The organism is Candidatus Binatus sp. (genome assembly GCF_030646925.1).
GTDB lineage: Bacteria > Desulfobacterota > Binatia > Binatales > Binataceae > Binatus.
In genome coordinates, this window is the sequence record NZ_JAUSKL010000026.1 from 24128 (window position 1) to 36302 (window position 12175).

Below are 12175 nucleotides of genomic sequence, written 5' to 3' on the forward strand. Positions count from 1 at the left end.
AAGCGGGCAATTGAGCATTGATAGCGGAATCAGAAACCGGCTTTGAATCGACCAGCGAGTTGCGCCTGATGTGGCGCAACACGCGGATGGTCGTGCTGTGCGCGATTTCGGCGGCGCTGTATGCGGCGGTGCTGGTGCCGTTCAAAGTGGTGCCGTTGATACCGGGCGTCACCGAACTCCGGCCGGCCAATGCGATACCGATCGTATGCTCGTTCCTGTTCGGGCCGGCGGCGGCGTGGGGATCGGCGATCGGCAACATGATCGGCGATTTTTTCGGCGGCGTGTCGCCCGGCGACATCTTCGGATTTTTTGCGAACCTGGTGTACGGCTGGATTCCGTACAAGGTGTGGCAGGTGATCGGGCGGGGCGAGAGTCCGGTCGCGCGGACGCCGTCGGCGATTCTGAAGTACGTGATCGCGTGCCTGGCGGCGAGCGTGCTCTGCGCGGATCTGGTGGGATGGGGCGACAATCTGCTGGTGATCAGGCCGTTCGCGATGCTCGGCAACGTGATCATCTTCAACAACATGGCGTCGGCGTTGTTGCTTGCGCCGTTCATTTTGGCGGCGGTGTATCCGCGGGTCAAAAAAGGCCGGATGCTGTACGAGGACATGATGCCGGAAGTCAAGCGCCGCCCGATGGCGATACGAATCGTCGGCTTCTCGATGCTGATCGCGGGCGAAACTGGCGCGTGGCTGTTCGGCAATCTGCTGTCGGCGGGACTCTGGATGCCGACGTTCCTGCCGGCGGCGATGATGGTCGCGCCGTACGACAAGCCGATCGCGATAATCGTGAGCCCGTTTATCCTGCTGGCGTTCGCGGGACTGTTCCTGATGTGACCGCGGCGCGGCGAAATTGAAGACGGAAGCGCAAATCGAAATCCCGATCAGTGCGGCGCGCGCCGAGCATGCAGTGAGCGTCGAAAACGTCAGCTTCACGTACCTCGACGGCGACCGGCCGGCGCTGCGCGATGTCACTTTTGCGCAAGCTGCGGGCGAGATGATCGGCGTGATGGGCGGGTCGGGCGCGGGCAAATCGACGCTGGCGAAGTGCCTGAATCGAATCGTGCCGGAGTTCGAGGGCGGCGATTTTAGCGGCGTGATTCGAATCAATGGCGAGCAGTTGTCTCATCTCAGGGTCAGCGAAGTCGCGCCGAAGGTCGGGATGGTGTTCCAGGATTTCGAGGCGCAACTGTTTTCCACCAACGTCGCGCACGAAGTTGCGTTCGCGATGGAGCAGGTCGGGATGCCGCGCGCGGAGATGGTCAAACGAATCGGGCCGGCGCTGGAAGCAGTGGGGCTGAAGGGTTTTGAGCATCGCGATCCGATGTCGCTGTCGGGCGGCGAAAAGCAGCGGCTCGCGATCGCGTCGGTGCTGGCGCTCCGGCCGTCGGTGATCGTGCTCGACGAGCCGACGACGGATCTCGATCCGGAAGGGCGCGCCGAGGTTTTCGATTTAATCAGAAAATTGCGCGCGCAGAATCTGTCGCTGATTGTGATCGAGCACGAATCGGAAGAGCTTCGCGGCGCGGATCGGATAATCGTGCTGCGCGAAGGCGAAATAGCGGCGGCCGGTCCGCCGGGCGAGATTCTGGCGCGCTTCGACCTGCTCGAAGAATGCGGCGTGCGTCCGCCGGGACTCGGGCGCGTGATGACGATGCTCGGGATCGACGCGCCGGTTGCCAGCGTCGAGCAGGCGCACGCGGCGATCGCGAATGCATATCCGAGGATCGCGGATGACGCACACAGGCTAAAGCCTGTGCCACAGCCTGTGCCACCGGAGAGTGATGAGGAGCACAGACTAAAGTCTGTGCCACTTGAGCATGCTTCGTTGGTCGCGGTCGAGAAGGTGAGCTTCAGCTACGCGGGCGGTCCGCGCGTGCTCGATTCGATCGATCTCAGGATCGACGCAGGCGACTTTCTTGCGATCGTCGGGCAGAACGGGTCGGGCAAGACCACGCTCGCGAAAAATATCGTCGGGCTGCTCGCTCCGCAGACGGGACGGGTGACGCTCGAGGGCAAGGATCGATCGCAGATGCGTCCGGCGGAAACGGTGCGCGAGGTCGGCTACGTTTTCCAGAACCCGGACCATCAGATTTTCGCGGCGACGGTCGAGGATGAAGTCGCTTTCGGGCCGCGCAACTTCGGTCTCTCCAGCGACGAGGTCAAGCGCCGCTCGGATGAGGTGCTCGAGGCCGTCGGCCTGCAGGACGAGCGCGCGAGCGATCCGTTTCTGCTGAGCAAGGGCGAGCGGCAGCGCCTCGCCGTGGCGAGCGTGCTCGCGCTCCGGCCGCGGGTGCTGATTCTCGACGAGCCGACGACCGGGCTCGACCATCGCGAGCAGCTCCGCATGATGAAGCTGGTGCGCGAGTTGAATGAGGCGGGGACCGCGATCGTGATTATCACGCATACGCCGTGGCTGGTCGCGGAGTACGCTCGGCGCGTGGTGCTGATGCGCAGGGGGGCCAAGATTTTCGACGGCGGCGTGCGCGAGTTTTTCATGCACGACGAGCTGCTCCGGAGTTCGTCGTTTCGACCGCCGGAGGTGACGGAGCTTAGCCGCCGCTTCGGGACGCTCGCGCTGACGCCGACGGAATTTGCCGGCTGGGTGAAGGGGCGCGCCTGATGCCGATTTATCTGTATATCGATCGCGGCACGTTCGTTCATCGGTTGCATCCGACGGTGAAGGTGTTCGCGCTGTTCGTGATGTTCTGGTCGGTGTACTGGGTGGACAATCCGGTCGCCCTGCTGCCGGTCGGGCTGGTGATGCTCTGGATCGCGCAGCTCACCGGTTCGTGGCCGAACTTTTATCGGCTGCGCTGGCTGTTCGCGATTTTGATTTTCACCACGTCAATGATGTGGCTGGTGTTTTATCAATTAGGAGAACCTCTGTTCACGATCAGCCTCTTCTACATGAACCCGCATTCGTTCAGTGTGCCGCTCGGCCGATTTTCGCATACGTTTCGCTGGGGTGGCCATCCGGTTGCGGTAAATGTCACTTGGCAATCGATCAAGTTCGGCTTCGGGCGCGGGATCAAGCTCGCGGAACTGCTCGCTACTTCGGTGCTGTTTTTATCGACCACCAAGATCGAGGAATTCACTTACGGCTTGCAACGGATGCGGGTGCCGTATCGGGTCGGGTTCGCGATCTCGCTCGCGTTCCGGCTGGTGCCGCTCTTTATCGATTCGGCGGTGACGATCGTCGATGCGCAGCGGCTGCGCGGCTACGACTTCAACCAGGGCGGCCCGTTTGAGCGAATCCGGCGGTACGTGCCGGTGGTGATTCCGGTGTTCATGGGGGCGCTGCGCAAGGCAAATAACATGGCGATGGCGCTCGAGGCGCGCGGCTTCGGCTATACGCATGAACCGACGACTTTTATCGAGTATCCAGTGGGCAGCGCGGATATCGCGGCGTTCGCGGCGTTGATCGCGCTCGGCGCGATTTATTTTTTGCTCTACTACACCGGCGTCGGCGGTATCGGCCCGGTGAAGTAGTGTCGATGATTGAAGCCGCATAGGATCAATCGAAGAGGAAATTGAGATGAGTACCAAGGCGGAATTGCTCCAGGATCCGATCCAGCACATCGATATCACGCGCGACAACGTGGTGGGGCTGGTCGAGGCGATGGGCCAGATGGCGTACAGCGCGCGCGACCTGTATCGCGCGGCAACGATATACGACCGGATGCTGCGGGATCGCGATTGCGGGATAATCCTGTGTCTCGCGGGCTCGCTGATCAGCGCGGGACTCAAAAAGATTTTTGCCGACATGGTGCGGAGTCACATGGTCGATGCGATCGTCAGCTCGGGCGCAAATATCGTCGATCAGGATTTTTTCGAAGCGCTCGGCTTTCGTCACTGGATGGCGCAGGAGCGGTTCAAATACGGCCTCGACGACACCATGCTGCGCGAGCTGCATATCGATCGAATCTACGACACGCTGATCGACGAAGACGAACTGCGCGTGTGCGATGAGACGATCCACAAGATCGCGAACAGCCTTGCGCCGCGGCCGTATTCGTCGCGCGAATTCGTCGCGGAGATGGGCAAATATCTGTCGGAGACGGGCGCCAAGACCGATGCGAGTATCGTGCTCGAGGCGTTTCGCGAGGACGTGCCGATTTTCTGTCCGGCGTTCAGCGACTGCTCGGCGGGCTTCGGCCTGGTGGCACATCAGGCGGAGCGCGCGGGCAAGCCCAAGGTCACGCTCGATAGCGCCAAGGATTTTTACGAACTGACGCGGCTCAAGGTGAAGAACGAATGCACCGGGCTGTTGATGATCGGCGGCGGGACGCCCAAGAACTTCGCGCAGGACATCGTGGTGGCGGCGGAAATTTTAGGCCACGACGTGCCGATGCATAAATACGCGGTGCAAATCACCGTCGCTGACGTGCGCGACGGCGCGCTCTCGGGCAGCACGCTCAAAGAGGCGAGCAGTTGGGGCAAAGTTGATACGACCTACGAGCAGATGGTGTACTGCGAGGCGACGATCGCGGCGCCGCTGATCGTCGGCTACGCGTACCACAAGCGGGGTTGGGAGTGGCGCGAGTCGCGCGGCTGGAATTCGTTGCTGGACAAGGACGCGGTGTAAGCATCGGCGCGTCGCGACGGCGCGAGACGGAAGAGTTCGAAACCCCCACCGGTTTCGAGCTTCCGGGGGCGATCAAGCAAGACGCGAAGCCGACTTCGGGCCGAAGGGCCGAATCGCCAATAGGTAAAGATGCGCGCTACGCGCTGTTAGTAAGGGGCGGAAAGAACGGGTACAGCGCGACGACCGGAGGTCGTCGCGCGCGACGCGCATAGCTGTGCGCATGGATCGGGGCGATGCCTACGGTACCGAGTTCGACGGATTGCCAGCGTCGTCGAATAGCGTCAGCGCGCCGGCGCCGTCGCTATTAAGCGTCAGCGCGGCGCGCGTCCGCCCCTGGTTGCTGAGCAGCGCGAGCCCCGGCAATCCGTCCGGCGTCACGTCCAGCCCGAGGCGCGTGCGCTCCTTGTCGGCCAGCCTGAGTGTCGGTGCGCCGTCCGCCGCGATGATCATCGAAGCGCGGTGATTGCCGTTTTTGTCCATCATTACGAGGCCATCCTGGCCGTCGTAGGAAACCCCGAGCGCGACCAGCGGCTTGCCGGTCGGGTCGAACAGGATGACGCGTGCGTTGCCCGACGCGAGGCCGATCTCGGCGCGGGTTTTGCCGTCCTTGCCGAAGATGCCGAGGGCGGGGCCGCCATCGGCGGCGACGCCGAGGCCGGCGCGCAATGCGCCGGCGCCGTCGAAGACTGCGATTTGCGCGACGCCCTTGGCCGTCACGCCGAACTCGCCGCGAGGATTGCCGTTGGTATCTACCAGCACGAATTTTTGCGACGTGATCAATTTCGGCGTCGCGGCGGCGCCCACACTGCCGGCGCCGAGAAAGTGGCCTGACAGAGCGCCGCCCAAAATTGCGCCGGCGATGGTCAGGGTCGCGAAACCGATTCGTTCCTTGATTGTCATGGTGCGGTCTCCTTTCAAGAACCGGGCTTTGGAAGAGCAGTCGACGGGAAAAACTCTAGCAGCTTGAAAGGATCCGCAAAAACGCCCCGGGCGGCGCCACGAAGTGCCGGGATGAAAACGCCGGAAAGGTTCTCCGTGGCACATGTCGCGCATTCGATTCATCCCGGGAACTGCCTATGATCGGTGCCTCGAAAGCTGAAGCGAGGTGCGCGCGAATTCGGCGGATTGCCGGCCGGCCGCGCGAAAAAGGGGAAGCGAATGCGCCCGGTTTGGCGGGCTGGTGTATTCGTCGTGGCCGCGGTCGTCGCGGCGATCGCAATTGGCGCAGTGCGCGGCGTGTTGCGCGCGGCTCAATCCGCGGTGAGTGCGACCGCCGCTCTCGGCCAGATCGATCTTACCAACATCGCGATGAATTTCGTCGATGCGACCGGCGTGACCGGGCCGCACGGTGTGGCGATCGACCTTGCGAACGACCACGTAATCGTGGCCGATACCGGCAACAATCGCGTGCTCGGATGGGCGAGCGCGACGGCGTTCGCGCGCGGCGGCGCGGCCGACCTCGTGATCGGCCAGACGGACTTCAATTCATACGCATGCAATCAGAACGCGCCAGCCCCCGACGCGGACCGGCTATGCATGCCGATCGCGGTCGCGGTGGACGGGATGCATCGCGCGTACGTCGGCGACACGGGCAACAATCGCGTGCTGGTGTTCGACGATCCGTTCGCGGCGCTGGCGCTGCATAGCCAGAGCGCCGATTTCAGCGCGTCCGCGGTGTTCGGGCAGGCGGGCAGCTTCATCACCAATGCGGCGAACGAGGGCGGAATCAGCGCCGACAGCCTGCAGAGTCCGCAGGGCCTCGCGGTGGACCTCGCGGGGAACTTATTTCTCGCAGACGTGGATAACAATCGGGTGCTGGTGTTCTTCACGCCGATTCCGCTGACTGCGATCAGTGGCTCGCCCGGACAGGCGGGCGACGCAACCGCCGATCTCGTGATCGGACAGGCCGACTTTACGGGCAGCCTGTGCAATCAGGGCGGACTGGTCAGAACCACGACCTTGTGCCTGGCGCCATTTTTGGGTGTCGGGGTTGCGGTGGACCGGGCCGACAATTTGTACGTCGCCGATACCAACAACAATCGGGCGCTCGAGTACAACGGAACCTTCGGCGTGGCGAAGTTCAACGACGTGACGGCCGACCTGACCTTTATCGGCAACGGCATCACGCTGCCGTCAGGCGTGACTGCGGATTCGGTCGGTGACTTTTACGTCGCGTCTGAGCCGCGTCATCAGGTGCTCGAATTCACGCGGCCGGTCACGCTCGGGACGCCGAATCTGCTCAACCTGAAGATCGGTCCCGGTTCGGTGAATCCGAGCGCCGGGAGCCTGCGGTTTCCGATGGGGCTTGCGATCGACTCGTCGGACAATCTCTACGTTGCCGACAACGCGAACAATCGAGTGCTGGAATTCGACGAGGGAACGACTCCGCACAACAAGTTTGCGAACGGCACGGGCGGGCAGATCGACCCGAACAGCAACGCGCCGAATTACGTCGAGCCGATCGCGATGAACTCGCCGCGCGGAATCGCGGCGGACGGTAGCGCGCCGCCGCAGGTGCATCTGTACGTAGCGGACACGACCAACAATCGGGTGCTTGGATGGGCCGACGCAGCTTCGTTCGCGAGCGGCAAGCCGGCTGATATCGCGATCGGGCAGCCGGATTTATTTTCGTACAAGTGCAACAACGGCATCGCGGTCGGCGATCTGTTCGGGGTTGGTCCGGATAGCCTATGCCGGCCCGAACGATTGGCGGTCGATGCGGACGGAGGTCTGTACGTCGCCGACGCGGGCAACAATCGGGTGCTGGTGTACAACACGCCATTCGACGCGGCGAGCGGCAAGCCCGGCGCGGGCGACGGGGTCGCGGACTTCGTTTATGGGCAGACTGGCTCGTTCCTCAGCAATGCGTGCAACGCACCGGCGGCGAGCGCGGCGACGCTGTGCAATCCGCAGGCGACCGCGTTCGACGGGGCGGGCAACGTCTATATCGCCGACGGCGGGAACAATCGCGTGCTGCAGTACGGCAAGCCAGCTACGCCGCCGGCAGTATCCGACGCAATTGCGAAGCGGGTTTTCGGGCAGGCGGGCAGCATGAGCGCGATGGCGTGCAATGCGGGCGGTATCGGAGGTTCGACGCTGTGCAATCCGGACGGCGTGGCGCTCGACGGCAAGGGGCGTCTTTACATCGCGGATTCGGGCAACAACCGGGTGATCGAAATCGACGCGCCGCTGACGCCGAATCCGCCGCCGTCGCGGGTGTTCGGCCAGCAGGGCAGCTTCAACAACCGGATTTGCAACAGCGGCGGCGCGATCGACGCGACGACGTTGTGCAATCCGATCGGTGTGGCGCTGGATCTGACGGGCGGCCTCTACGTCGCGGACGCAAATAACGATCGAATATTGCACTTCGACCCGGGGTTTGGCGGCAATCCGGCGGCGTCGAGCGTGATCGGGCAAGGCGACGCGAGCAGTTTCGCGACCTCGGGATGCAATCGCGGAATCGCGCCCGGCGATATGGGCGGAGTAGGCGCGGATAGTCTCTGCAAACCGTTCGCGCTGGCGGTGGCGGGATCGAAACTGCTGGTCGCGGACACGAGCAACAATCGGGTGCTCGTTTACGATCGGCAGGTACCGACGCCGACATCCACGGCCACCCCAACTCCTCTCGCGACACGGACTTCGACGCGCACCGCCACTCACACCGCGGCCCGGACTCCGACTCGCACGCGGACTGCGACGGTGTCGAGGACTCGTACACCGACTCCGAGCAGAACGACTACCAGGACGCGTACGGCGACGCGGACTCCCACTCCTACTGCGTCTCCGACGCCGCAGCCGGGCGGAAAGCTGAAATGGAACCCCAAGGCGGTGAAGTTTGGCAAGGTCAAAGTCGGGAACCGGTCGAAAGTGCGCGTCATCCGAATCAAAAATACCGGCCACGAGACGCTTTTCGGCTCGGTGAAGGCGGCGACGGGCAGCTCGTTCGCGATTACTTCGGAGGCGGGACCGTTTTCGCTGCCGCCGAAGCAATCGCGAGCGTTGGCGGTTCAGTTCACGCCGACGAGAATCGGGGCGGAGCACGGCTCGGTGGGTATCACCAGCGGCGATCCGCTGCGTCGTTCGGTGAGCGTGAGTTTGGGCGGAGTCGGCAACTGACGGAATGCGTGAAAAGCCTTTAGTTTCGCTTGTTTTCGGCGGTCAGGTGGCGGCAGGATCGCCTATTGTCGCCGATAAAGCGTTCATCCGGGCAGGCGCACCGATTAAATCGAGTGTTTCAACCTCATGACGACTGAAAGCGACAAACAGGATATTTTAGCACTTCTCTTGTGTTTCCAATGTGGTTTTGATAGTTTTCCGTCGCGCTGAGACATCCTCACTTAAAAATTTACGCAACAATAGGTTCTTAAGCGCCCCTACCGCGTACTTGAAGCTGCGCAGTGAGATTCGAAGGAGACCGCAGGTGACAGACCGCGCGAAATCGGTTGGGTCGTACAGTTTACGGATATGGCTGGCCGCCGCGTCGATAATCTCGATCGTGGCGATAGGGCTGCTGTTGTCGGCGGCGGCGCGCCGTGGCGACGCGTCGGCCTCGCAGCGGCTTTCGGCGGAGAGCCGGATGCAGGCGCGACAAAAAGCGGCGAAGTTGAACGCCTCGATGCCGCGGTACTTCGAACTCAATACAGGACAAGTCGATAAGGATGTACGTTATCTCTCGCGAGGGGACCACGATTCGTTGTTCTTGACCGCGGACGCCGCGGTCTTTTCGTTGCTGGGCGGCGAGCAGCGGCATAGCCCGCTGCCCGGAGGATTTATTCCGGAGCGCGACGAGCACGGTTCGAAGGCGGTGCAGGCGGCCGTGCGAATCCGGCTGGTCGGGGCGAATCAGCAGGCAAAGATTGAAGGGCTGGACCGGCTGCCCGGGCGAGTGAATTACCTGATAGGGCCGGACGAGTCGAAATGGCATCGCGACGTGCCGCTGTTTGGGCGGATTCGCTATCACGAGGTGTATCCAGGCGTTGACGTCGTCTATTACGGCAGCCTGGACGCGCTGGAGTACGACATTATCGCGCAGCCTGGCGCGGACGTTTCGAAGATCAAATTTTCGGTCGAGGGTCCGGCGAAAACGGTCATCACCAAGGCCGGCGATTTGATCGTCGGGACTGGGGCGGGCGTAATCAGGATCGGCAAACCGAATATCTACCAGGAAACTGCGGATGGCGAGCGGGTCGCCGTCGCGGGCAATTTTGTGCTCGCGAGGAACGAAGTCACGATCGAGCGGGTGCCGACCCGGCAGGTGACGTTTGCGCTGGCGAAGTACGATCGAAGCCGGACGCTGTTTATCGATCCGGTAATCGCGACGATTCCGTACTCGACGTATTTCGGCGGACACGCATCGAGCAAGGGGCCGGTCAATCTCGAACAGTTTTCGGGCACCTTGCCGGCGCCGCTCAAGGTAGCGGACGTTGGGATGGACGTCGCGGTCGATCCGAGCGGCAAGGCATACATCACGGGTACGGCGTACTCGAATGACATACCGGTCAAGAATGCGTTCCAGGCGACCTTAAATGGCGCGAACGCGCCGAACAAACAGAATCCGAACGTCTTTGTGGCGAAATTCGACACGAGCCTCAGCGGTGGAAACTCGCTGATTTATGCGACGTATCTTGGTGCGGCGGGCGACCCTGTAGCGGCCGACGCTGGCAACGGCGACGGCGACTTAGGCTTCGGCATCACGGTGGACGGCAACGGTGAGGCGTTCGTGACCGGGCAGACGTACTCGGCGGCTTCGACCTTTCCGGGCGTGGCGAAGTGCGGGTCGTGGGGCCAGGTCAATAACCAGGGCGCGCCCTCGACCAACGTCGGATTCGTGAGCGAGTTGACTGCGGCGGGCAATGGGCTGGTGTACTCGTGCTATATCCCGGGCGCGTCGAATGCGACGGGCGCGCGAATCGCGCTGATGCCGGGATGCACGACGAACTGCGAAGCGTTCGTGACCGGTTCGACGCAGAGCACCGCGGCGGAAGGATTTCCGGTTACGGCCGCAGTCGCATTTCAGACCGATCTCAAGGCATTAGGCGGGAAAAGCAATGCGTTTCTGCTGGTCGTAAACGCGAACGGCGCAGGTGCTACGCCAGACTATTGCAGTTATTACGGCGGCACCGGCGACGGGACGAATGCCGACGCGGGGTTGGATATAGCAGTCGATTCGGTCGGGAGGGCTTACATCGTCGGGGCGACGTATTCGGCCGACCTGGTGACCAAGAATCCGGCGAAGAGCACGTATAGCGGCGGCGCGAATCAGGTCAGCAACGTGTTTGTGGCGGTGTTCGATCCAAATCTTGTCGGCGCGAACTCGCTGCTGTACGCGACGTATCTGGGCGGCACGGGCGCAGCGCAGACGGTAGGATCGACGACGTTTCAGCTTGGTGACATCGGAACGGGCATCGCGATAGTCGAGCCGACTGCGGCGGGTCCGCCTCCGCTGGCGAAAATCTGGACGACGGGAGTTACCGCGTCGACGGACTTCCAGGTGCCGGGGACGGTTGCGACGGTGTTCGAGCCGACCAATCTGGCGGCGACGACGCAGGGACCGATCGGATCGGCGGCGTTTATTACTGAGCTGGATACGTCGCAGGTGGGCCTCAATCAAGTGCATTACTCGACGTACTTGAGCGGGACCGGGCATGACATTTCGGTTTTCGGATTTCATGCGGCGGGAACCGGCGAGTTCGGCACGGATATCGAGGTGGCGGGCGGCAAGGTTTTCGTAACTGGCGCGGCGACTTCGCCCGATTTCCCGGTGCGATCGAATGCCTGCCAATCGACCAACGATAGCAGTGGCGTGGTTGTCACGACCTCGCCAGTCACGATCGCAATTCCGATCACAGGATACGTCTCAGAACTGGATCCGGCGCAATCGGTGGCGGCGAATCAACTGATTTTTTCAACTTATCTCGGCGGGACCGGCAAAGCAGACGTGCCAGGCGCATTGCAGCTCGACGCGCTGGGGAACATTTTTATTGCGGGGTTGACTTACTCGGATGACTTTCCGGTGACGCCCAGCGCGTTCCAGCAGGGCAACAACGCATTCACAAGGAACTCGACCAACGCGTTCCTGACCAAGATTAATCCGGCGGGTAACATCTGCCCGACGCCGTTCCCGACGACCACGGCTACTGCGACGAGGACGGCAACTCGCACAGCCACTAGGACTGCGACGCGCACGGCAACGAGGACAGCGACGAGGAGTGCGTCGAGAACCGCGACAAGGACGCCGACGGCTACCGGCACGCCGGTGAAGACGGCCACGGCTACTGCGACGAGGACGGCAACTCGCACGGCCACCAGGACCGCGTCGAGAACCGCGACTCGAACAGCCACTAGGACTGCGACGAGGACGGCAACGAGGACAGCGACGAGGAGTGCGTCGAGAACCGCGACAAAGACGCCGAGCGCTACGGGTACTCCAGTGAAGACGGCGACTCGCACCGCGACTCGCACGGCCACCAGGACCGCGTCGAGAACCGCGACTCGAACAGCCACTAGGACTGCGACGCGCACGGCAACGAGGACAGCGACGAGGAGTGCGTCGAGAACCGCGACAAGGACGCCGAGCGCTACGGGTACT

Annotated in this window: 8 protein-coding genes; 6 read left to right on the plus strand and 2 right to left on the minus strand. The window is 62.6% G+C overall.

The annotated features are described in order from the left end of the window. The first annotated feature begins 17 nt into the window (after window positions 1-17). Genes Q7S58_RS03470 through Q7S58_RS03485 form a run of 4 tightly spaced genes read left to right on the plus strand, consistent with a single transcriptional unit; the run spans window position 18 to window position 4587 of the window. Window positions 18-836: a QueT transporter family protein gene (locus Q7S58_RS03470; RefSeq protein WP_304820846.1), complete on the plus strand. Its 819-nt coding sequence runs from the start codon at window positions 18-20 to the stop codon at window positions 834-836. A 16-nt stretch (window positions 837-852) separates the two neighbouring features. Then, the gene (locus Q7S58_RS03475) at window positions 853-2622 is read left to right on the plus strand and encodes an ABC transporter ATP-binding protein (RefSeq protein ID WP_304820847.1); all 1770 of its coding nucleotides are present in this window, start codon (window positions 853-855) and stop codon (window positions 2620-2622) included. Next, complete coding sequence (locus tag Q7S58_RS03480; RefSeq protein WP_304820849.1) at window positions 2622-3491, plus strand: energy-coupling factor transporter transmembrane protein EcfT; 870 nt, start codon at window positions 2622-2624, stop codon at window positions 3489-3491. The genes Q7S58_RS03475 and Q7S58_RS03480 overlap by 1 nt, the downstream gene beginning before the upstream one ends. Window positions 3492-3537: 46 nt before the next feature. Continuing rightward, on the plus strand, window positions 3538-4587 hold the full coding sequence (locus Q7S58_RS03485; protein WP_304820851.1) for a deoxyhypusine synthase: 1050 nt from the start codon (window positions 3538-3540) through the stop codon (window positions 4585-4587). Between the two features lie 237 nt (window positions 4588-4824). On the opposite strand, the gene Q7S58_RS03490 is transcribed toward Q7S58_RS03485, so the two are convergent. Then, complete coding sequence (locus Q7S58_RS03490) at window positions 4825-5487, minus strand: hypothetical protein (protein ID WP_304820853.1); 663 nt, start codon at window positions 5485-5487, stop codon at window positions 4825-4827. Window positions 5488-5745: 258 nt separating this feature from the next. Here Q7S58_RS03490 and Q7S58_RS03495 point away from each other — a divergent pair, with 258 nt between their 5' ends. Beyond that, a complete protein-coding gene (locus Q7S58_RS03495) occupies window positions 5746-8703 on the plus strand; it encodes a choice-of-anchor D domain-containing protein (protein ID WP_304820855.1) in 2958 nt (985 codons plus the stop codon). A 156-nt stretch (window positions 8704-8859) separates the two neighbouring features. On the opposite strand, the gene Q7S58_RS03500 is transcribed toward Q7S58_RS03495, so the two are convergent. Beyond that, window positions 8860-9225, minus strand: a complete 366-nt coding sequence (locus Q7S58_RS03500) for a hypothetical protein (protein ID WP_304820857.1) — start codon at window positions 9223-9225, stop codon at window positions 8860-8862. A 55-nt stretch (window positions 9226-9280) separates the two neighbouring features. Here Q7S58_RS03500 and Q7S58_RS03505 point away from each other — a divergent pair. Then, window positions 9281-12175: SBBP repeat-containing protein (locus Q7S58_RS03505; RefSeq protein WP_304820859.1), on the plus strand; the 2895-nt coding region annotated here is incomplete at its 3' end.